This is a genomic window from Rhodococcus sp. WS3 (genome assembly GCF_003797085.1).
Classification (GTDB): Bacteria; Actinomycetota; Actinomycetes; order Mycobacteriales; family Mycobacteriaceae; genus Rhodococcus_F; species Rhodococcus_F globerula.
The window spans coordinates 763378-786021 of sequence record NZ_RKMA01000001.1; the positions used below are offsets into that span (position 1 = coordinate 763378).

A 22644-nucleotide genomic window follows, 5' to 3' on the forward strand; every position below is an offset into this window, starting at 1 on the left:
CGGTGGCCGGAACACTCGAACTGGTGCGTTTGGAGAGATGCGGTGCGCGCTGAGTGACGGAAAGAATCGGAGTACCAAGGAACAGTGCCGAACAGAACTCACCTGGGCCTCCGCAGCCGAAATTTCCACCTGCAACGCTCCGTCACGATGGGACAGGCCGCGACCAAGAACTACTCAGAGATCCATACCGCGCTCGCCGGCCTAAAAAGAGAATGAGAGTACTGAGTTGACATTTCTCCCAAGAAATCTTCCCGGCCCGCAAGTGCACGCGAGTAGTACCGAATACCCTGTGGACTCCACTGTCCAAGTACAGGGCCGGATCGGAAAAACGCTGAACAAATAGTGTTCAGGGTGATGCAGCACGGCCGACACATCGATTGCAACCGTGCTTGCATCGCTCCCATTTCCCACGAGCCCTTCAAATACGTATCACGAATCAATTGAAGTAAGTATACTGATTTCCATGAACACCCCATCCGCAAATAACACCCCATCCGTGGCGGGTTCGCTTCAGGGTCGTGCGATCGTCGTTACAGGCGCTGGAACGGGCCTGGGTCGCGCTTACGCAATCGCGGCCGGTGCAGCCGGTGCCCGAGTGCTCGTCAACGACATCGATGCTGAAGCTGCGCAAGCCACCGCAACATCGATCGGCGACGCAGCGATCGCCGTCGCAGGTTCAGTGTCGAGCTGGGATGACGCCGCGCGGGTTATCGGGGCGTGCGTCGAATCGTTCGGCGCGATCGACGGCCTCGTCAACAACGCCGGCGTCCTCCATGCCGGACCAGCCTGGGAGGACAACGAAACCGCGATCCGCCGGATCGTCGAGGTCAACGTGCTCGGCACGATGTTCTGCGGCGTTCATGCACTGCGCGCGATGATCCCCCGTGGATCCGGATCCATCGTGAACATCGTGTCCGGCGCCATGCTCGGCATTCCTCACCTTTCCACCTACGGCGCGACGAAGGGGGCGATCGCGTCGCTCACATGGGGGTGGGCGGTAGATACTGAGGGGACCGGTGTGCGAGTCAACGCGCTGTCGCCGGTCGCGCGGACCGAGATGGTCAACGCCTGGTCGCTCAGTGACCGGACCAACGACAACAATCCTGATCCTGACGTCATCGCACCCGCCGCCGTCTACTTGCTCGGTGACCAGTCTTCGGGGCTGCACGGGCAGATCCTGCGCTTCAACGGGCGCGTCGTAGGGCTTCTCTCGCCCCCGCGCGTCGAAGTCACGTCGGGTGAGCGTGCGGACTGGACAGTCGACGGTATCGCTTCCGCCGTTGACGCGGAGCTCGCAGACCGCCTTCCCGGCATCGGCCGCGGTGCCGCAATGCCCAACTCCTTGATCTAAATCGAATAGGCATGCGTCCCAAGGACTTCAACGCCATCCGCGACGAATAGGACGCTTCCAGTGCCACATACACGGAGACCCTGATGGACATACACGATCGTGCAATGCTGGACTTCGCCATTACGTGGCGCCCGTACGGTGGCAGCGACGACCAAATCTTCCCTGAGTTCGGCGTCTCGATACCGGCATTCTATGGCCGCGTTCTAAGGATGCTCGATAAGCCTCACTCCGCAGGGCTCGACTACCAGACATCTGCGGTCTTACGGGAGTTCTGTAGCACGAAGCTTCGTCAGTACGGATGCTCGCAGAAATTGAGGGGTACCCGGCCTCAAACCAGGGCTCAGGGATCGGAAACCGGCGCGAGAAGGCCAGCCTGATCGGTCTGTCGAGGCTACTGAACAACCCGAGGGCCCCAGGGAACGCCAGCTCGAGGTTAGCCCGGAGCTGATTCATCACCTGCATCCGCGTCTCCACGAGATCCTTGCGGACTCGGCACATCATCCGCAACGCTTCAGTTTCCTGTTGACCCTGTCCCAGCGGCCGCCATCGATGACCGTCCGAACATAACGTGCCCGCGAGTACGCACGCGTCGAGGCGGCCGTCTGCAACTGGCCGAACTGTAACGGTCTGTAAGGCTTGATCTGAAGCGACGGGACAACGGACACCGCGAGCCTGACATCGATCAATACAAGATGGTAGTGAAGCATGCTCGCTACGCTCTTGAAACTGCCGCGACTTATCGGGGGTGAAGATGATTCATGATTTGCGCAACGTGTTGGGCGTCCATCGGGACCGCGTCGAGTTTGTCCGCACCGGGCCGTAACCCCGCGATCATGATTGCCATGATTCGACGCCAGCCTGTGTCTGTAACGCCGCGTGTTGTTCCGACGACGCCGCGCACAGACCAGAAGATGAGATCCAGGTCGCCGTCGGTGGCATCCTCACGGATGCGTCCGTGCTGCTTGGCTCGCGCCAAGAGTTCGAAGATGATCCGTCGATACTCGTCCCTCAACGCGGCGGTCTTATCGTCGTTCCACATGCGAGACATGCATCCTCGGTTCGACGCCATGATGGCACCTGTACCGTAGAGCGCTTGCTCCAGCCCCTCGCCCTCTGGCGCGAAAAGGGCCTCTTTGGCCAGGGCCAGGAAGTCTTCGAGCACCTGGCGAACGAGCTCACTGACCAAGGCATTTTTGGTCGGAAACCGGCGGTAGAGGGTGCCGACGCCGACGCCGGCTACCCGGGCGATCTCGTCGACACCGACATCCAGGCCACGCGCACTGAATACGGTTGCTGCCGCATCGAGTAACCGCTGCCGATTCTCCGCAGCGTCGCGGCGCAGCACCTTGCCACCTTCCTGTTCACTCATGTCGGACCTCATTCGGACTAGTATGCCTCCAGTGACCTCGCGCGCTCCGGATGTCGCAACTCGGGCGATCCTTCGAGATTTGTGGCCTTATCCCGTCGCATTGCCGGGATGAACAAGGCTGCAACGGCGCCGAGGCCAACTGCTGCGCCCAGCATGATGAATCCGTTTGTGTAGCCGGATTCCTGCGGAATCCCCGAGGAAGATGCGCTGGCCGTGACGACGGTGGTCATAAAGGCAGCGCCCAGCGCCCCTCCGATCGTACGGATATTCGCGTTAATACCGCTGGCGACACCGGTTTGTTCCACCGGCACTGCTGCGACGACCACGTTCGACATCGCAGAGAAAGCCAAGCCGAAACCGATCCCGACCAATGACATGGCGACGTAAGTATCCACCTTGGTCTCATGTTGAAACGCCACCACTAAGTAGCCGCTCGCACCCACTATCGACCCTGCGATCAGTAAATTTCTCGAACCCAATCGAGCAGCCAGGCGGCTGGAAGCAAGGCCGAGCAGGAACATTCCCACACTCATGGGCAGCAGCATCAGACCTGACTCAGTGACCGAAGCACCAAAACCGTATCCGGCCGACGAGGGGGTCTGCAGAAACTGCGGTAGCAAACCGAATGCGGCGTAGGTGCCGACCCCCATCAGCAAAGCCAACAGGTTGGCAGCCCAGACGCTTCGAACCCGCATCATTTGCATGTCAATCAACGGGTTGGCAGATCGCGATTCAACGACCACCCAGGTCACCACGATAACCGCGGCAGCCACCAGCAGCCCAACGACGATCGGAGAACCCCACCCCCACGTCGGCGCCTGACTCACACCAAGCAACAACGCGACGAGCCACCCGGACAGCAGCAGCGCCGTGAACCAGTTGATTCTTCCGGCGGTGCGAACGCGGGACTCCGGGACCAGAATCTGCGCGGCCAACCCCGCCAGCACGACCATGATCAGTGGAATCCAGAAGAGCCAATGAAATCCCAGCACGGCCACGATAGGACCAGCAAGAACAATGCCGAGACCTCCACCAACAGCGGTGAGCGCGGCGATGATGCCGACCGCTCCCGTCACCTTCTCCTCAGGGAACTCGTCTCGGATTATGCCGAACGCCAAGGGCAGCACACCACCACCGATTCCCTGGATCACCCGGGCCACGATCATCACCGACAGCGACGTAGCGAGAGCTGCGAGCAGAGACCCCGCCGCCAGTGCGACGAGTGCAGCGACGAACGCACGCTTCTTCCCGTGTATGTCTCCGAGGCGTCCCATGATCGGGGTGGAGATCGACGCCGACAGCAGGTAGGCCGTCAACACCCATGTGATATCCGTTTGCGTCGTGCTCAGTGCCGACTTGAGCGTCGGCAAGGCCGGTATCACCAGTGACTGCAGAAGGGCAAAGGCGCCGACACCCACGGTGAGAACGGCAAACGTCAACTGATAGTGCACCCGCCGTGACGCGGTCGGCATATTCCCTCACTAACCGGAGCGTCCACTCCGCATGTGGAGAACTTAGCACTCCTCGGATGAGAATGTTGCCTATATCGGGAACGGCGTCGTGTGACAGTCCCTCGTGGATCAACGCCTCTACCGGCTGTAACGCAACCGCTTTCCAAGGATTGGCAGGGCGGTCATCGACGGGTGGAACCCGTTTTTCCTGGAAACGACATTCCGCGATCTCGAAAACCGGTGAACGCCGATCGGTCCTACATCCCATGTCCCAAAGCGGTTGCGGGATCTGGCACGTGCGGATCGGCTGTCGGCGCGGCACGACGCCTCGACACGGATGACCGTCTGGCGGACTGGGGAGTCGTCGTGATCATGTGCGCCGATGGGACAATTTTCTGCCGGGAGCCGAAGAGCGCGGTGCCGACGCGCGTAGTTCGCGCGGGCAGACCAACCAGCACACATTTCGATCAATAGTGACATCTCGACTGTGAATTCAGCATCGGCCAGCCCGGCGAGGATTCGGCGGGCGTGTGACGTTGTTTCCGAGGTACTGTCACGTTGATTGAAAATCATAGCGGCACATCTAGTTTGGGGTATCCCGCTACGGAACACCGCCGGACCGTTCACTTTCAGTCGGCGACAGTCCCGGTGACTTCCTGCCAGACCGCGAAGCGGTCGGCCATCTCGGTACGCCATTGGGACGCCGAGAGCTTGTGCCCGTTGGGCCGAAAATGCGGTGAGATGGCGCCGAAGGCGGACAGGAAGCGTTGCGCGTGCCCGGGCGATGTGAAGCGTTTCATCGCGTGTTCTCGTTACCTGGTGGGTTGATGCGAGTTCTCGGCCCGGTTGTTCAAGTATTTGGATCGGCGATGCTCGACCGAGGCCAGTATGTCGCGGTGGGCGACCTGGCAGCCGGCGAGCTTGTCGGTGTTGATCACCCGTGGCACATAGTGCAAGCCCTTGAGTAGCTTACCGAAGAATTGCTTGGCGGCGTTGCTATTTCGTCGGGACTGGACCAGCACATCGAGTACGTTGCCGTGCTGGTCGACCGCGCGCCACAGATAATGTTGCCGGCCGTTGATTCGGATGAAAACCTCGTCGAGGTGCCATGTGTCACCGGGCCGGGACCTCCGTCGGCACAGCTGGTTGGCGTAGGCCTGCCCGAACTTGGCACACCACAGCCGGATCGTCTCGTAGCTGACCACGACACCGCGTTCGAGCATAAGTTCCTCAACCTCACGAAACTGAGCGGAACCGAAAGTACAACCACACACAGTGATTGATGATCTTGACCGGTTAGCGGTCGCCTTTGTACGACCTCATTGAGGTGGTCACGCCATACTCTCCCACTTTGCCGCGTTCAATAACGTGACAACGCCTCGAGGCGTCTGTCAGCAATGAAGCAACTTCTCCAACACGCGTCGCCCGGCAGCGCGTTCCCTGGTGTCCAGCGAATCCGTCAAATCGACTGCCACTGCTGCCAAGGGAGCGGTGTCTCCGATGAATGCGTCACCGATCGTGACGCCTCACAACGTCACATTCCCCGCCGGATCTGGCACCATCGAAAACTCTTCCACCAACGACGCGATCTCTTCTTCCAGCACGTAGCCTTCGACGTTCCGTCGCGCCGGCGACAGTTCGAACTCGGACGGTTGTCAGCGGGACCGGGAACTTGCGGGGGAACATCATTTTGGGAGAATTCCCCGACTGAGATATGCCGCGGCCCGACGCAAGATCTCGTTTTCTTGCTCGAGAAATCGGTTGCGCTTCTTGAGTTCGCGCAGCTCAGCGGATTCTTCGGTCGTTCCTGGCCGGTTGCCGACTTCGACTACATTGAGATCTTCTACAACCGGCAAGCATTCGCGGATCGATTACGTGTCGCCGATCGATTACGAGTTAAGTTTCGAGAACCCATCCGTTCCGGCTTGATCTTCACATGGCCAGGGTAACGAAACCTGGGCAGGTCAAGAGGCAACCAAACCGGGACAGTCCCGAACGGTATACGGCACATGACATCTGTAGGTCGAGTGTAGTGTCGACGGACTCTCCTCACCTCGACACTCGAGCGCGGTACCAATAGGTGGGCGCGATATGTAAAGTGCGCCAATCGTTCCTGAATGACCGCATTGTCTGGGCGGGCATTCGACATGTCGGAACAATCGGCAGTCGGTGCATCCGAGGTCGGCAGGTGGGCAGGATGCAGAACCGCGCTCGAATACGGAGCGGTTGACGGCATGATGCCCACTGCATCGATAGTAGGCACATGTCTGCGTCACCGATTGTTCCACGGAGGTGGCGCGGCGAGACTAGCCAGTGAGGTTGTCGGCAATCTCGAATGGGGCGCTCGTGTGGGACCTGACCAGATCCAGCGTTACACCCGGGGCGAGTTCAACTAATATCAGTCCACGGTCGGTGACGTCGAAGACGCAGAGGCTGGTGATGATGCGGTCCACGACACCTGTGCCAGTGAGGGGCAACGTAATCTCATCGACAACCTTGGGGCTTCCGTCTTTCGCCGTGTGGTCCATCAAAACTACCAATTTCTTGGCTCCGTGTACCAGGTCCATGGCACCGCCCATGCCTTTGACCATCTTTCCGGGGATGATCCAGTTGGCGATGTCTCCGCGGGCATTGACCTGCATCGCACCCAGGATCGCGATGTCGATCTTTCCACCTCGGATCATTGCGAAACTAGTGGTCGAGTCGAACAGGCTTGCTCCGGATCGCAATGTCACAGTGGCCTTTCCCGCGTTGACCAGATCAGCGTCGACCTCGGTCTCCAGGGGGTACCGGCCAGTGCCGAGGACACCATTCTCTGACTGCAGTACGAGTTCGACGTCGTCGGGGACGTACATAGGCACCAAGGTAGGCAGTCCGATCCCCAGGTTGACGTAGTCGCCGTCGCTGAGCTCTCGGGCTGCTCGGGCGGCCATTTGTTGCCGGCTCAACCCCACCTGCTCGAGGGTGACAGCCGCGCTGAGATCAACTGAAGCGATATCGTCGATTGGGGAGTGAATCGTACGCACCTCGATTCGCTTGTCCGATACTTGAGCTGGCGTCAGCAGGACAACCCGATGGACGTAGATCCCGGGCAGATGAACCTCGTTGGGGTCTATGTCACCGGGCTCGACAAGCTCCTCGACCTCTGCGATAACGGTGTCGGCACACATCGCCACCGGCGGATTGAAATTCTGTGCGCTCTGACGGAAAACGAGATTGCCATGTCTATCGCCCTTCCAGGCGCGGACCAGACCGAAATCCGTGGTGATGGAGTCCTCGAGGACGTACTCACGTTCGCTGCCTCGAAAAGCGTAGATACGAGTCTCTTTTGGAGGAGATTTCAGGACTACGACACCCTTCGCGTCGTAGAGCCAGGGCAGGCCGCCTTGGCTCACCCATGAACCCTGCCCTGTGGGAGTGAAGAATGCTGCGATTCCGGCACCGCCCGCTCTCATCTTCTCGGCCAGGGTGCCTTGAGGGACGAGTTCCACCTCCAGCTCTCCCTGGAGGTATTGCCGCTCAAACTCCTTGTTCTCGCCGACGTAAGAGGCGATCATTCGGCGGATGCGGCCTTCCCTCAGCAGCAACCCGAGTCCCCAGTCGTCGACCCCGGCATTGTTGGATACCACTGTCAGATCGCGGGTACCTGCTGCCAGCAGTCCTTCGATGAGTGCACTCGGAATGCCGCACAGACCGAAGCCACCTACCGAAAGACGAGCGCCATCTGCAATGTCCGCCACAGCCTGAGAGATACTCTCGACAACCTTGTCCACGTGTCCAGTGCCCTCCGTTGAGTAACGCAGGCTTCAGACCTGCCCAACCACTGCCACACGAATACCCATTCGTGCGAATGCTCATTCGTACAGTAACTGGGGTCACACATCAGGTCAAGTTCGGTATCCGACCAACCTAAGCGCCATCTCCGCATACTCGCTAGCGATCCGATCAAGGGGCAGTGAACCGGTCGACTTAAACCACTGCGATACCCCAATTCCCATCTCCAGCAAAGCATTAGCTGCGAGTTCCGGCGAAACATCATCGAATTGCCCGTCGGAAACTCCTTGAGCAATCAACTGGCGCCAGGACGCAGCATATTCGCGGCGCGTTGCCCTGACCCGCTCCCTCGCATCACTGGCGAGACTCGAAATCTCTCGATTGCCCACGCGGGCATCACGGTTGTGAGTTGCGTGATAACGCACGTGAGCATCCATTGCAGCCCTGAGCGCGTCTGCAGGCGTCTGCGCGTCCCTGGTCGCCACATCGAATGCGGCGAGCAGTTCTTGCAACGTGGCTTCCATTATGTCCTGCAACAGATCCTGCTTGGACTTCCAATGGTTATATAGGCTGGACGGCGCCAACCCTACGGCGGAGGCAATGTGCTCCATTCCGGTCCCGTAGTAGCCGCGATCAGAAAAGAGCGTCAGCGCTGCATCTCGAATTTCTCCTTTTCGGACCCCTATTTCGCGTGTGCGGCTGTTCGAACTCGAGTCGCCTTCCATAAGGCAATGCTATCGGCTACACCAATGTCCTTATTGGCCGCGTTCACACTGGTTGTGTCGCCGAAGCGGTGCGCCGCTCTCAAATTTCCAGGATCATCTTTCGGCCGGAAACTGCGATCGCTCTCAGCACGCAGTTGGTGCGCGACCCGTATGTCTTCGATTTCCTTTGATATCACCGAACATGTCGCAGAACGTGAACTGGAATCTGCACGGAAGCGCAATGCAGAACACACCCGAACCGACCCAACGGACACAGCCAACGACCTAGTTCCCCTGACTCTCGCGTTACCGTTCCAGTATGGGGACAACCTTCCACGGCCCGAACCCGTGACCGCACATCACCCGCGCAATCCGCACACGAAGTGCACGCCTGGCCGCGATCGCCTACCTCGACCTGGAAGCACCTGAACTACTTCCGCTCCGCGCCGGGGACGTCCTGATCGTCAACGCTTCCAAAGCGGCACTTCGCGCACATGCCACCTCCCCTGCCATTCTCGCGTACTACCTCGACAGGGATGTACGGGTCCTGTCATCGCCAACCCTTCATGCCAACGTAATCGCCACGAACCGACTAGCGGTGATCGGCTCGGCGAATGCGTCCGTGAACTCCATACTCGCCCAGGATGCCGTCATCATCACCGACGATCCCAAGATCCTCTCCCAGGTCCGGACGTTCATCGACAACATCGACGAGATCACCGAAGTCGATCAAGTATTCATCGACAACGCCACCCGGGAATGGGAAATCGGCCGCGCCGTACCAATCCCCGGTATCAGCGGTCGCGTTTACGACCTCGAAGCCGATTTTCTGCCCTCACCGCTCACCCGGATGTTCATCAAACACGTCGTCGACTACCAGCCCAGCCCCACCTAACAACACATAATGGACGAGCAGCAACCACGGAAGCGAACCACAGCCGGACCGACGGCAAAGTACCAACTTGAATCGCTGCGCATCGACAAACCCAGCCGCATCAAGCGCGGCGACGTGATCGTCTTCGCCTCTGTCGACAACGAGTGGATTTACCCGCCGGCAGTTGTAGTCTCCGAACCAATCCGAATCCCGCACGCAGGCGGAGCAGTCTTACACTTCCTCCGTATCCGAGCCGATCTGTCTCCGCTCCCCCTCACAGATTCCGAGAGTCGACTCACCGAACTCGGACACCCAGGGTCGAGACTGCGAACCGACCACTACGTCCGCTCCCCTAGCCTGCGAACAGCACTACTCGACTTCTGGGACCTTTGATCTACCAGCCAATGCCACTGTCTTACAATGAGTATCGACCGATCGCGCTACTATTTCCTGACATTGAAGACGATCGCCTACACCGCGACCAACATAGAATGTCCACACTGCTGGCCACCTCACACGAGATCGCCTCCCCTCGACTACTGCTGGCACTCGGGACTGCCCCCACTTCGGTTGACTTGTGGGGTTGCTCGTTTCAGGCCGCGGATGCGGCCTGGGTGATTGTCTCAAACTCGATCGGGGTGAGCTTTCCGAGGCGTCGTTGCCGGCGTTTGCGATGGTAGGTTTTCTCGATCCAGGTCACGATCGCCAGCCGTAGCTGTTCCCGAGTCGACCACCGTTGTCGGTCGAGGACGTTCTTCTGCAGCAGTGAGAAGAAAGATTCCATGGCCGCATTGTCACCACATGCCCCGACCCGACCCATGGAGCCTTGTAAGCCGTTGTCGGACAATGCATGCACGAACTTTCTCGACCGAAATTGGCTGCCCCTGTCGGAATGTACGATCGTCCCGGCGGGCTCCCGGAGAGCGACGGCATTGGTCAGTGCACGGACAGCCAGTGACGCTTTCATTCGCGAATCGATCGAATAGCCGACGATCTTGTTCGAATACACGTCCTTGATCGCGCACAAGTACAGTTTTCCGGTATCGGTCCGGTGTTCGGTGATGTCCGTGAGCCACAACTGGTTCGGCTTCTGTGCCGTGAACCTGCGGGCGACGAGATCGTCATGGACCGGTGGGCCCGATTTCCTGTTCAGTCCTCGTTTCTTCGCGAACACCGACCAGATCCGTTGCTGCGAACACAGCCGGGCGACCCGATTTTCGCCGGCGCTGATGCCTCGCCCAGGTAATTCGTCGGCGATGAATCGGTACCCGAAAGCCGGATCGTCGGCGTGAATGTCGTAGGCGGCGTTGATCAGATGTGCATCGTCCCAATCCCTTTGTGTCACAGGATCTTGGCGCCATTTGTAGAACGCTTGTGTCGAGAAACCGAGCACCCGGCAGGTCACCGTGACGGGAACTCCATCTACGGCGAGGTCGCGGACCAGCGGGAACATCATTTTGGGAGAATGCCCTGACTGAGATATGCCGCGGCCCGGCGCAGTACCTCGTTCTCCTGCTCGAGCAGTCGATTGCGCTTCTTGAGTTCGCGCAATTCAGCGGATTCTTCCTTGGTCGATCCTGGTCGGTTGCCGTCTTCGATGTCGGCTTTCTTGAGCCAGTTGTGCAGCGTGGCCTCGCTGACCCCGAAGTCTTTCGCGATCTGGAAAAGTGGGGCCTCGTGTTTGCGGGCGACCGCGACTACGTCGCGGCGGAATTCCTCGGGGAACGGCTTCGGCATGATGTACATCCTTTCACCGTGAAGACTGATCTTCACAGGTCAGATGTCAACCAAACCGGGGGCAGCCCCCTCTCCACACACAGATTGCGCCGCTCATCGCAACACCCACCGACGTCTCAGCTCAGCCTCCAGCGTGCTCGCGGCGCTCAAACCGGCCACCGTCGTCACCAGATACTGGGCGTAGTAACAGAAAGCTCAGAACCTCAGTCTGGCAGACTCCTTGACGACGGCCAACACATAAGGGACTGCCGAACTCGCATCCCATCCTCGGGGAAGGGCTCGATACCATGTCGTTCTTCGCATCGGGCACACACCAAAACTACAATTTGCTCATCGCCGACAACACCGAACGCAACGCCATCGAGTGGATCACCGATTGGCTCAATCTGCAGATCGAACGCGCAGCACGAGACCGAGCACTCGCGCTACCAGTTGACACCATTATGCAATTCTGCCCGAAAATGTAACCCAAGCATGTAATTGCTCACCACCAAAACGTCTCAAACCGGCGTAACCATGCCACTTGCGTCGATCCCCCGACGCCGGAAGAAATCAGCCACACCCCGAGGTCTCTAAACGCAATCCGCCCACGCTCAGGAGACCAAATCAGACCGCACTTAGTCGCGGAATCACGCTCACTCCACTACCGAACGCGATAAGGCAAACAGAGGACAACTCTGTAAACCAATCGAATCGACTCTCACAGTGCCAATGACGCGCGAAGCGATTCCGGTTCAACGAACAAACCTTCCTGCCGCACGATCTGGCGTCTGAATTTCGAATCATCTTGGCCAGAGAAACATCTCAGCGACGACGATGATTTCGGCTAGGTCTATCTCGCTAACGGTGTTTCGGCGGATTTCCATCAGTATGTTTCCGATCCCGGCCAACGATCGGCGAACGTGATCGCAAACGCGTTCAGAGCAGGCTTCCACCGCACCATCCATCGTGCCTGGCCCTTGCCTATCGGGTCCAGTGAACGCGTCACCATATAGAGGCACTTCAGCGCAGCCGCCTCGGTAGGGAAATGGCCACGAGCTTTCACAGCCCTCCGATACCGGGCATTGAGAGACTCAATCGCGTTGGTGGAGCACAGCACTCGCCGTATCTCGATGCCGTAATCGAGGAACGGGATGAATTCCTGCCAGGCGTTGGTCCACAATCGGATGATCGCCGGATAACTCTCACCCCAGTGCTCGGCGAGATCGTCCAGCGCCGCGTGAGCGGCAGCCTCGGTCGGTGCCGCGAAAGATCGGTCTGAGATCGTGTTTGAGTGCGTCCCAGTGTTGACGTCCCGAGAGCCGAAAGGTGTTGCCGATCAAATGCACGACGCACGTTTGTACCGTCGTGGCCGGCCAGACGTTCTAGGGCGGCCTCCGGTAGGCCTTTGAGTCCGTCGCAGACCAGGAAGAACACGTCCCGGGTGCCCCGATTTCGGATGTCTGTCAGCACGCTCATCGAAGAATTTGGCGCCCTCACCGCCGGTGCCGGCCCACAATCCGAGCACGTCGCAGTGTCCGTCGAGGCTGACACCGATCGCGGCTGGGGGTCCCTCCCGCTTGCGGGGGAAGATCGGCCGGTTTGCGACCTGACCGCCGACGGACTTTGACGACGATCGCATCGACGAAAATCGCAGCGTATACCTCGTCGAGCGGTCGGGCAGCCCAGTCCTGCATTTCCTCCTGCACCTTGTCCGTGATCCGCGAGATGGTCTCTTTCGAGACCGAGGCGCCTGGGGGCCCTCCCACTTGCGGGGGAAGATTTCGGCGAAATGAGCGGAGATCTCACCGGTGGTTAATCCTTTGGCGTACAACGACAACACGATCTCGTCGACCCCGTTGAGACGCCGTTGGCGTTTCACGGGCGATCTGCGGTTCGAACGTCCCTTCCCGATCGCGGGGGACCTCGATCGGAACATGCCCGGCCGCCTCGGTCAACACCGTCTTCGACCGAGTCCCGTTGCGAATATTCGTCGATTCCCGTTCCGGCGGGGCTTGGTTTTTGTCGTGCCCGAGGTGCGAGTAGGGGCCTCCCCTGGACGAAGTCCTCGGGGAACATCTCTTCGTTCAGCGCGGTTTCCAGGACGGATTTGGTGAACTGTTTGAGCAGTCCGTCCGGCCCGGTCAGCGACAGGCCTTGCTCCTTCGCCAACCTGACCAACTCCGCGGCCGCGGCCGCTTCCGCCGACGGCGGTTCGGCCCTCTTCTTCGTCACATCTTCCAGTGTCGTCATCTCGGCACCTCCTCGCCGAGCATTCACTCAGCAAGTCGGGCCGAAACACCGATCTAGAGACAGTCCCAATGGCAGTGGGTCGTCGCCGTAGTCGACGGTTTTGTGGGGCACGCGCTTTCGGGGTGTGGAGATCGGGAACGTTTGCCGGCGTTTGCGATCGGCGTGTTTTGCTGTGCGGTGCTGAAATCTTGACACGCCGGAGCTTCCGCTCACCTCGGATGCGGGCAGCTTTGTTCTCGAGTCGTGTGCGTCGCGGTTTGCCGCCTTCCGGTGGCGGTGGTTCCTGCATCCCGGCGAGTAGTCCGGCAGCTCTGGTGCGGTAGCAATGACCGGTCTGCGAGGTCAGGGTGATGCTGCGGTCCGGGTTCGGGTGGAGCTGCCAACGTCCGGAGTGCTTGAGGCGGTGATGGTTGCGGCAGAACGCACTCAGATTCGACGCAACCGTCTTGCCGCCCTGTGTGGGGTCCGCATGGTTGAACGGAACTGTGTGGTCGAGGTCGCAGTTCCAGGCCGGGACATCGCAGTGCGGCCATTGGCAGCTGCCCGCGCTGACCCGCAGCCAGGTGTCGAGTGCCGCGCCAGGGCGGTACACCGATGCCGACGCAGGCACAGGTGTCGGTTCGGGATCTGCGGGTACGCGCACTTCTTTTATCGCAGCGTCTTTTGCGATGTCGCGGGCATGCTCGGCACTGATCACCCCATACCCGTCGAGATGAGCGGGTTCATCCGACCCTGCATGCAGTGCGGAATCGTGTATCACCACATGCACGAGTGGCCGGCGAATGATGACCAGAGCCTGTCAAGATTTTTGTGTAAGAGATTCATGTTCGTCTATGTGATGTACGGGTCGAGGCGGTCTGGGTAACTGATGGCGAGTGCGCCGAGGGCTTGTTTCCAGCCGTTGGTATGCGCACCTTCGACGAGGCGGTTGACGTGTTTGGAGTTGCGTGGCGCGAGCCGATCGGTGCGCAATCGGTCTCGTTCGCGGGCACGTTTGTCTTCGATATTGCAGATCGCGAGCCATAGAAGTTTCACTGCTGCTTGATCATTCGGGAAATGGCCACGGTTCTTGATGATCTTGCGAAGTTGGTAGTTCAGCGATTCGATCGCGTTCGTGGTGTAGACGATCTTGCGAATTGTCGGCGGAAAGGAAAGGAACGGGATGAACCGTTCCCAGGCGCTCTCCCAGGTGCGAACCGCGGTCGGGTACTTGTGGCCCAACTCCGAGTCCTTGAACTGTGCCAGCGAGGCCTCGGCGGCGTCAACGGTCGGTGCGGTGTAGATCGACTTCAGCGCCGCAGCCACGGCTTTGCGGTCACCGTAGGAGACGAACCGCATCGACGCCCGGATCAGGTGCACGGTGCACGTCTGAACGACGGTGTGCGGCCACGTCGCTTCGATGGCGTCCCCGAAGCCGGTCAGGCCGTCGGTGCAGGCGATGAGAATGTCCTTGACGCCACGGTTGGCAAGTTCGGCGCAGATTCCGGCCCAGAACTTCGCGCCTTCGCGTTCTTGGACCCAGATGCCCAGAACGTGTTTAATTCCGTCGACGTCCACGCCGACGGCGATGTGCGCGGCACGATTGACGACTTGCTGGCCGGATCGGATCTTGACGACGAGAGCGTCCAGATAGAGGATCGGATAGATCGGGTCGAGTGGTCTGCGTTGCCATTCGAGCACTTCCTCGAGCACCGAATCGGTGATCTTGGAAATCGTTTCACGGGAGATTTCCGTGCCGATCGTCGTGGCCAGATGGTGTTCGATGTCGCGGATCGTCATGCCGCCGGCGTAGAGGGAGACGATCATGTCGTCGAGGCCTCCGACCCGTCTGGCGCCCTTGGGGACGAGTGTCGGGGTGAATGATCCGTCTCGATCACGGGGGATCTCTAACGGAACGTCGCCGACTTCACTTGACACCGTTTTCATGCTGGATCCGTTGCGTGCGTTAGGAAGTGATCGTCCAGCAGGGTCGCCTTGTTGTATCCGAGGTGTGCAGACAGTTCGGTCTGCAGTCCCCGCTCGAGTACTGCTTTGACCATTTCCTGCAGAAAGCCGCCTTCGCCGGTGATCTGCACTTGACCGGCGTCGATTTTGGCGAGGATCTCGTCGAGTGCACCGGAGGCTTTCAGTGCTTCGAAGTCGCTGAGTTCGCTTCGCGGTTCCAGGTTGCCGTTGGGGGCATGATTGTTGTCAACAGCCATAGTCACGATGATGCTCCATTCGTGTCAGATCGCTCTTACACAAATTATCTGACACCCTCGCCGGCGCATGATCACCAAACCGCTACGGTCCTGCGGGCAATCTCTGCGGTCGCAGTCGCACACCAACACCGTCGAACCGCTCACCAAAGCGCCCAACGCATCCGCGCGCCGCTGCTCATACGTACGGGAATCGTGGCGGCACACCGACATCGCCAACTCCCGCAACCTGCCGTCGAACGCGCGGGCTTGCTCCGCCGGGATGCTGCCCAGGATGCGAGCCATGCCGTCTTCGGCGGCACTGACCCCCACGAACCGATCCGCGAGGGCGCGGCGTCGTCGTTCCCGCATGCCTTCCGGATCGACCCGGGCGACGATCCGGTCGATCGCCGCCGTCAACCGCCGACCCGTCAACCCCGTCCCACCGTCCACCGGTGGAGCCAACACCTGCTCGAGCAACAAGCGTTCGACCTCGTCGATCAACTCGTCACCGACATTCGCAGTCGCCGACTCGATCAACCCCACCCGGTAGAAATCGAGTTCACCGCGGGCCATCGCCACACGAGTGCGATGCAACCGCGTCTTCAAAGCAAAACCCAAACCGATGAGCTTCCCGGCCGCAGCACGGCCCATCGTCAAGACCGCGCCGACCTCGGATTCGGCCAACTCGTGCGCCGACGACGTCCACGTGCCACCCTCGACATGCTCGGCACTACGACGGGTGAAGAACTCCGCCACCACCGCCAGTTTCCGCTCGACCAAGATCGCTTCACACGAATGCAACTGGGCCATCAAATCAACCAGGGCGCAATCAGTTTCGGTACCACTCAGCTGCGCTGAGATACCGAAACTCCCCACCCCCGAATCGAACATTCCCCAACCATAATCGAAATCCTGTTCGAATTCGAGCACTCCTCGAAATCAGTCGGAAAAGTCCGATCTGTGGAAAATGCCCACGAACCACGCGCAGTTAAACAACTACACGCGGTCGGCCACCTCGACTACCGGCTCGAGGATTTCCACCCGCGACTCCGGTGCCGCTGCCCGCAGTGCGTCCGCTGCTTCATCGTCGGGTTGAGCCTGTGATTCCACTTCAGCCTTGACCCGAGCACGGTAGGTGTCAACCTCGCGATCGACGGCCTCGGCATCCCAACCCAGCACGGGGGCAACAAGTTCCGCGACTTGCTGGGCGCAGTTGACGCCGCGGTGCGGGTACTCGATCGCAATGCGCGTGCGCCGCGCCAAGATGTCGTCCAGATGCAGTGCCCCTTCTGCGGCCGCGGCATACACTGCCTCAACCTGAAGGTAATCGGGCGCATCGGTGATGGGCTGCAACAACTCCGGAGTCGTGCGACCTAATTCCAACACTTCGGTGATCAAGGAACCGTACCGGTCGAGGAGATGCTTGACGCGGTACGGATGCAGACCGTACGTCTCACCCAACTGCATGGTCTGATTGACCAACGCAAAGTATCCGTCGGCGCCCACGAGCGGCACCTTCTCGGTGATCGACGACGCAACTCGCGCCGGAATGTCCTCGGACGCAACGTCAACCGCATCCTCCGCCATGACGCGGTACGTGGTGTACTTTCCGCCCGCAATGGCAACGAGGCCCGGAGCAACCCGGGCAACGGCATGCTCACGCGACAGTTTCGACGTCTCGTCGCTCTCGCCGGCCAGCAGCGGACGAAGGCCGGCGTACACACCGTCGATGTCGGCGTGCGTCAAAGGCGTCACGAGCACCGAGTTTACGTGTCCGAGAATGTAGTCGATATCGGCCTTGGTTGCGGCTGGGTGCGCGAGGTCGAGATTCCAATCCGTGTCCGTAGTTCCGATGATCCAGTGGTTGCCCCACGGAATCACGAACAGCACAGATTTTTCGGTGCGCAGGATGATCGCCGCTTCACTGACGATGCGGTCACGAGGAACGACGATGTGCACGCCCTTCGACGCCCGAACCCGGAACCTGCCACGCTGACGCGACAGTGCTTGGATCTCGTCGGTCCACACGCCCGTCGCGTTGATGACGACGTGTCCCTTGACCTCGGCGGTCCGTCCGTCTTCACAGTCACGAACACGGACACCCGACACTCGATCTGCTTCGCGTAGGAAGCCGACAACCTGCGTCGACGTCCGGACCACAGCGCCGTAATGCGCCGCCGTCCGCGCGACGGTCATGGTGTGACGGGCGTCGTCGACCACTGTGTCGTAGTACTGGATTCCGCCGGTCAGCGAACTGCGCTTGAGGCTCGGCGACATACGCAGTGCCCCGGCTCGCGTCAGGTGCTTCTGCGAGGGCACCGATTTGGCCCCGCCCATCCGGTCGTACAGGAAGATTCCGGCTGCCATGTACGGGCGTTCCCAGACGCGGTGAGCCAGCGGGAACAGAAACTTGAGCGGCTTGACCAGGTGCGGCGCCAGTGTCGTCAGAGAGAGCTCACGCTCGCGTAATGCCTCACGGACCAACCCGAATTCCAGCTGTTCCAGATAGCGCAGACCGCCGTGGAACATCTTCGATGATCGGGAAGACGTGCCAGACGCGTAGTCACGAGCCTCGACCAACGCGACTTTGAGTCCACGCGTTGCGGCGTCGAGCGCTGTGCCGACACCCACGACGCCGCCACCCACGACGATAACGTCGAACTGTTCACTCTGAAGCTGCTCCCAGGCAGCTTCTCGCTGCTGTGGGCCGAGAAACTGCACACCCTGCTGCTTACTCAACCCGTATCTCCTGTAAGTCGACGACGAATTCGCATCCAGGCTAGTAGCTTCATGCTCATACTGCGACAGCGCACGAACCAAGGAGACATGTGAACCAGTACATCGCCGCCATCGACCAAGGCACCACGTCGAGCCGATGCATGATCTTCGACCACGACGGCGCTGTTGTCAGCGTTGCCCAGAAGGAACACGAACAGATCTTCCCGCAAGCCGGCTGGGTCGAACACGATCCGGTGGCGCTGTGGATGAACACCCGCGAAGTGGTGGCAGGTGCACTTGCCAAAGCCGACCTCACCCGCGCGGACATCGCGGCCGTCGGAATCACGAATCAACGTGAGACAACGGTGGTCTGGGAGCGAAAGACCGGCAAACCTGTCTACAACGCCATTGTCTGGCAGGACACGCGCACCGATCAGCTGTGCCAGGAACTCGGTGGCGACGCCGGGCCGGAAAAGTACCGCGCCCAGACCGGGTTGCCGTTGTCGACGTATTTCTCGGGCCCGAAAATCCGGTGGATTCTCGACAACGTCGACGGGGCGCGCGCGAAGGCAGAAGCCGGCGAATTGTGCTTCGGCACCATCGACACGTGGATTTTGTGGCACCTCACTGAGGGGCAGCACGTGACAGATGTCACCAATGCGTCACGCACAATGCTGATGGATCTGGAGACTTTGCAGTGGGACGAGTCCATCTGCGCGGATTTCGGTATTCCGATGTCGATACTTCCGGAAATCCGCAGTTCTTCCGAGATCTACGGCAAGGGTCGACCTCGGGGCAACCTGGCCGGCGTTCCGGTCGCGGGCATTCTCGGAGACCAGCAAGCAGCCACGTTCGGTCAGGCCTGTCTGTCGGTGGGTGAAGCAAAAAACACCTACGGCACCGGCAACTTCCTTCTCCTCAATACCGGTACCACTCCGGTCCACAGCAAGCACGGCCTCCTGACCACTCTCTGCTACAAACTGGGCGACGCCCCGGCTGTCTATGCCCTGGAAGGTTCTGTTGCCGTATCGGGATCACTGGTCCAGTGGCTGCGTGACAACCTCGGGATCATTCAGAATGCCAAGGACATCGAGGCCCTCGCTGCCACCGTCGACGACAACGGCGGCGCCTACATCGTCCCTGCCTTCTCCGGTCTCTTCGCGCCGCGCTGGCGTCCCGATGCTCGCGGCGTCATCGTCGGACTGACCCGCTTCGTGAACAAGGGTCATCTGGCCCGGGCAGCACTCGAAGCCACCGCGTATCAAACCCGTGAGGTCATCGACGCCATGCGCGCCGATTCCGGCGTCGAACTCTCCGCCCTCAAGGTCGACGGAGGCATGGTTGTCAACGAGACCCTGATGCAGTTCCAGTCCGACATTCTCGGAGTGCCGGTCATCCGTCCCGTTGTCAACGAGACGACCGCGTTGGGCGCTGCCTACGCTGCCGGTTTGGCCGTCGGCTACTGGTCCGATACCGACGACATCCGCCGCAATTGGGCCGTCGGCAAGACGTGGGAGCCCGACATGGAAGAGTCCGAGCGCGCCCGCCTGTACGCGGAGTGGAACAAGGCCGTCGAACGCACGTACAACTGGTCCGATTAGTCGAGTTCGGTGGGGCGCCGCGCGCCCCACCGAAAGCCGCTCCAACTGTTCACCTGCGCGCAATTACGAGTACAGCGTTCTCGTAATTCCGATACAGACACCGATGGTTTCGTAACAGGCGTCAAACTCCCCCGCCTTTTCGGAAGGTCCATCATGCGTGCTCGAGTCGGTATCGCCGTCGCGTTGACTGCCGTCGCTTCACTCGCCCTGTCCTCGTGCTCCACCGAATCCGAAGCCTCGTCTGCGGATTCGAATCAGATCATTTTTGCCACGCCTCCCGGCACCGATGACGTCAAAGAGCTCGCCATCATGACCGACGTCGCCGACATGATGGGAACCGCGACCGGCAAAACCGTCAAACACGAGTCGCCGGCGGACTACCTCGGCGTCGTAGAGGCTGTTCGGAACGGATTTGTCGACGTCGCCGTCCTCAGCCCTTTCTCGGCCGCCCTCGCATTCAAGACGGGAAGCGTCGAGCCCATCCTCGCCTGGAACGGGGCACCCGATCCAGCGTCGTACTGTCTGGCCAAGTCCGACAGCACAATTCAATCCGTCACCGACATCAAGGGACATCAGGTCGCCTTTGTCGATCCGGGATCGACCACTGGCTACTTCATGCCGAAGGCAATGATGGCCGAGGCGGGCCTCACCGACGGAACCGACTACAAGAGCACCTTTGCCGGCGGGCACGACTCTGCGGTTCTCGCTTTGATGAACGGGAACGTCGACGTTGCCTGTACCGCGCGCCAGCTCTACACGTCGTTCATAGCCGGTGGCATGTTCACCGCCGACGACGTCCGGATCGTCGGCCAAAGCGCACCCATCCCGGTTGGTGTTTCATTTGTCGCCCGCAGCGGCCTCGATTCCGAGACTCGTGACGCGATCAAGGACAATCTCCCGGCAATGCTCTCGGCGAATCCCGAAGCATCGAAGATCCTGGGCGTTGGCGGCACGTACACCGCCGATCCCGACTTCTCGGTGTACGAACCGTTGGTCACGATCGCGGAAGCCGCCGGAGTCGACCTGGACAACATCCGATGACAGCGCCGGTAATTCGCCCGCCGCGCTCGTCCATAGTTTCGCCGCCGGTGGTCACCGGACGCAACATCCGAGTCACGTTCGGCGACAACATCGCCCTCGACGGCGTCGACCTCACCGTTCACCCCGGTGAAGTGGTCGGTTTGCTCGGCCACTCGGGATCCGGCAAATCGACATTGATGAAGACACTGACCCGCCTTACCGACTTCACCGCCGACGAATTGACAGTTGCCGGCCGAGACGTCGCGCAGCAGAACGGTTCCGACTTACGTTCTCTGCGTTCGGATGTCGGCTACGTCTTTCAGCACTTCAATCTGGTGCCGCGACTGAGCGCCCTGACCAACGTCTTGACCGGCGGTCTGTACGACGCCGGTGCGGTCAACCTGATCGGCGGATTCGGACGCACCCAACGCGTCGAGGCTCTCGAACTATTGCGCCGAGTCGGATTGGAAGGCAAAGCATCTCAGCAGAGCCGGACACTCAGCGGTGGTGAGCAACAACGGGTAGCGATCGCGCGCACTCTGATGCAACACCCGAAACTGATCCTCGCCGACGAACCCGTCGCCTCCCTCGATCCACGACTTGCCGGAACCATCCTCACCTTGCTGAGGGAGATTGCCCGCGAACGTCAGGTTCCGGTGATCGTCAGCCTTCACGTCGTCGGCCTCGCGAGAAAGTACACCGATCGCGTCATCGGCTTGCGGGACGGACGCACCGTATTCAACAGCCGTGCAGAAGAACTCAACGAAGAGGCGGTGAGCACGATCTATGGTGAACATGCAGACATCGTCGAGCAGTAAGCGCGGACAGTCGCAGGCTATGTCGAAGGAAGCCGAACGCCTCGCCAAACCGTGGCGTCTGCCCTCCCCTCGCAGCGGGGTCGGTCTGATCGTCATTGCAGTGGTCCTCGCGTGGTCGTTTGCCGGCGCAGACGCCGACCCCGCGCGCCTGGTTTCCGGTGTACCCAACATGGTTGATTTTGTCTCGCGACTGTTCCCGCCGACCTTCGACAAGTTCGACGTCATCGTCACCCTGCTGATCGAAACGCTCCAGATGGCGATTGTCGGAACGCTGGTAGGCGCGGTGCTGTCACTGATCCTCAGTTTCGGCGCGGCATCGAACATCGCCCCGAAGTGGCTCTACGGCATATCCCGGGCGATCCTGAACGTCTTGCGCTCGATCCCCGAACTCATTTACGCCCTGATGTTCGTCTCCGCTGTGGGTCTCGGCCCGTTTGCCGGTGTGCTTGCCATCGTGGTCGGCTCCCTCGGCTCGATCAGCAAGATCTACGCCGAGGCAATGGAATCGGTCGATCAAGGTCCACTCGATGCCTTGAGTTCCGCGGGAGCCGACAAACGGCAGATCATCGCCTACGGAGTTCTGCCGCAAGCAGCACCCCTGCTTGTCAGCTACACCCTGCTCCTCTTCGAGGGAAATGTCCGCGGTGCAACAATTCTCGGTCTCGTCGGTGCCGGCGGTATCGGTTTGGAACTCACCACGGCCATGCGCATGTACGACCACGGGCACCTGAGCACCATCATCCTGAGCATCATCGTGCTCGTCACCGTCATCGACCGAATCAGCGCGATGATCCGCGCCCGACTGAGCTGAGAAA

Annotated in this window: 15 protein-coding genes and 6 pseudogenes; 7 read left to right on the forward strand and 14 right to left on the reverse strand. The window is 60.2% G+C overall.

What is annotated here, in order from left to right:
- Nucleotides 1–463: 463 nt before the first annotated feature.
- A complete protein-coding gene (locus EEB13_RS03465) occupies nucleotides 464–1351 on the forward strand; it encodes an SDR family NAD(P)-dependent oxidoreductase (protein WP_141484624.1) in 888 nt (295 codons plus the stop codon).
- Nucleotides 1352–1471: 120 nt separating this feature from the next.
- Here the strand turns inward: EEB13_RS03465 and EEB13_RS32390 are convergent, their stop codons facing one another.
- From EEB13_RS32390 to EEB13_RS03495, 6 genes and pseudogenes are all read right to left on the reverse strand, one after another.
- Nucleotides 1472–2107, reverse strand: a complete 636-nt coding sequence (locus tag EEB13_RS32390; RefSeq protein ID WP_141485528.1) for an IS110 family transposase — start codon at nucleotides 2105–2107, stop codon at nucleotides 1472–1474.
- Nucleotides 2088–2720 (reverse strand): TetR/AcrR family transcriptional regulator, encoded by a 633-nt coding sequence (locus EEB13_RS03475; protein ID WP_410055753.1) that lies wholly within the window; start codon nucleotides 2718–2720, stop codon nucleotides 2088–2090. The genes EEB13_RS32390 and EEB13_RS03475 overlap by 20 nt, the downstream gene beginning before the upstream one ends.
- Nucleotides 2721–4192, reverse strand: a pseudogene (locus EEB13_RS03480) (MFS transporter); the annotation flags it as partial. It lies immediately after the preceding gene.
- Between the two features lie 608 nt (nucleotides 4193–4800).
- Nucleotides 4801–5458: pseudogene (locus EEB13_RS03485) on the reverse strand (IS6 family transposase).
- 1019 nt (nucleotides 5459–6477) lie between these two features.
- Complete coding sequence (locus tag EEB13_RS03490; protein WP_141484627.1) at nucleotides 6478–7944, reverse strand: 3-oxoacid CoA-transferase; 1467 nt, start codon at nucleotides 7942–7944, stop codon at nucleotides 6478–6480.
- Between the two features lie 114 nt (nucleotides 7945–8058).
- Entirely contained in the window at nucleotides 8059–8670 is a 612-nt protein-coding gene (locus tag EEB13_RS03495) for a TetR/AcrR family transcriptional regulator (protein WP_141484628.1), read from the reverse strand.
- Nucleotides 8671–9007: 337 nt separating this feature from the next.
- On the opposite strand from EEB13_RS03495, the pseudogene EEB13_RS03500 reads away from it, so the two are divergent.
- Nucleotides 9008–9916: pseudogene (locus EEB13_RS03500) on the forward strand (phosphatidylserine/phosphatidylglycerophosphate/cardiolipin synthase family protein).
- Between the two features lie 199 nt (nucleotides 9917–10115).
- Here EEB13_RS03500 and EEB13_RS03505 read toward each other — a convergent pair.
- From EEB13_RS03505 to EEB13_RS32400, 3 genes are all read right to left on the reverse strand, one after another.
- Nucleotides 10116–11260, reverse strand: a protein-coding gene (locus EEB13_RS03505) for an IS3 family transposase (protein WP_141484629.1) whose coding sequence is annotated in 2 segments (ribosomal slippage) — nucleotides 10116–10990 and nucleotides 10990–11260 — 1146 coding nt in all. Because the reading frame shifts where the segments join, the coding sequence is not laid out codon by codon here.
- A gap of 865 nt (nucleotides 11261–12125) precedes the next feature.
- Entirely contained in the window at nucleotides 12126–12473 is a 348-nt protein-coding gene (locus EEB13_RS32395) for a transposase (RefSeq protein WP_410055754.1), read from the reverse strand.
- On the reverse strand, nucleotides 12445–12588 hold the full coding sequence (locus EEB13_RS32400) for a hypothetical protein (protein WP_410055741.1): 144 nt from the start codon (nucleotides 12586–12588) through the stop codon (nucleotides 12445–12447). The genes EEB13_RS32395 and EEB13_RS32400 overlap by 29 nt, the downstream gene beginning before the upstream one ends.
- A 110-nt stretch (nucleotides 12589–12698) precedes the next feature.
- Between EEB13_RS32400 and EEB13_RS32405 the strand changes: the two genes are divergently transcribed.
- On the forward strand, nucleotides 12699–12869 hold the full coding sequence (locus EEB13_RS32405; protein WP_410055742.1) for a hypothetical protein: 171 nt from the start codon (nucleotides 12699–12701) through the stop codon (nucleotides 12867–12869).
- Nucleotides 12870–12912: 43 nt separating this feature from the next.
- Here the strand turns inward: EEB13_RS32405 and EEB13_RS32410 are convergent.
- The 5 genes and pseudogenes from EEB13_RS32410 to EEB13_RS03530 all read right to left on the reverse strand — a co-directional run.
- Nucleotides 12913–13227 (reverse strand): annotated as a pseudogene (locus EEB13_RS32410) (transposase); the annotation flags it as partial.
- Nucleotides 13118–13492, reverse strand: coding sequence for a hypothetical protein (locus tag EEB13_RS32415; protein WP_410055743.1), 375 nt, complete (start codon nucleotides 13490–13492; stop codon nucleotides 13118–13120). The pseudogene EEB13_RS32410 and the gene EEB13_RS32415, both read right to left, overlap by 110 nt.
- An 831-nt stretch (nucleotides 13493–14323) precedes the next feature.
- Nucleotides 14324–15693 (reverse strand): annotated as a pseudogene (locus EEB13_RS03520) (IS256 family transposase).
- A 60-nt stretch (nucleotides 15694–15753) separates the two neighbouring features.
- Nucleotides 15754–16563, reverse strand: a pseudogene (locus tag EEB13_RS03525) (DUF222 domain-containing protein); the annotation flags it as partial.
- A gap of 105 nt (nucleotides 16564–16668) precedes the next feature.
- Nucleotides 16669–18411 carry a glycerol-3-phosphate dehydrogenase/oxidase gene (locus tag EEB13_RS03530; protein ID WP_033231254.1) on the reverse strand — a complete coding sequence of 581 codons (1743 nt, stop codon included), beginning with the start codon at nucleotides 18409–18411 and terminating at the stop codon, nucleotides 16669–16671.
- A gap of 89 nt (nucleotides 18412–18500) precedes the next feature.
- Between EEB13_RS03530 and glpK the strand changes: the two genes are divergently transcribed.
- From glpK to phnE, 4 genes are all read left to right on the forward strand, one after another.
- Nucleotides 18501–19991: a glycerol kinase GlpK gene (gene glpK / locus EEB13_RS03535; RefSeq protein ID WP_141484630.1), complete on the forward strand. Its 1491-nt coding sequence runs from the start codon at nucleotides 18501–18503 to the stop codon at nucleotides 19989–19991.
- A gap of 153 nt (nucleotides 19992–20144) precedes the next feature.
- A complete protein-coding gene (gene phnD / locus EEB13_RS03540; protein ID WP_141484631.1) occupies nucleotides 20145–21032 on the forward strand; it encodes a phosphate/phosphite/phosphonate ABC transporter substrate-binding protein in 888 nt (295 codons plus the stop codon).
- Nucleotides 21029–21829, forward strand: coding sequence for a phosphonate ABC transporter ATP-binding protein (gene phnC / locus EEB13_RS03545; RefSeq protein WP_141484632.1), 801 nt, complete (start codon nucleotides 21029–21031; stop codon nucleotides 21827–21829). The genes phnD and phnC overlap by 4 nt, the downstream gene beginning before the upstream one ends.
- A gap of 19 nt (nucleotides 21830–21848) precedes the next feature.
- Nucleotides 21849–22640 carry a phosphonate ABC transporter, permease protein PhnE gene (gene phnE, locus EEB13_RS03550; RefSeq protein WP_261984439.1) on the forward strand — a complete coding sequence of 264 codons (792 nt, stop codon included), beginning with the start codon at nucleotides 21849–21851 and terminating at the stop codon, nucleotides 22638–22640.
- Nucleotides 22641–22644 lie beyond the last annotated feature (4 nt).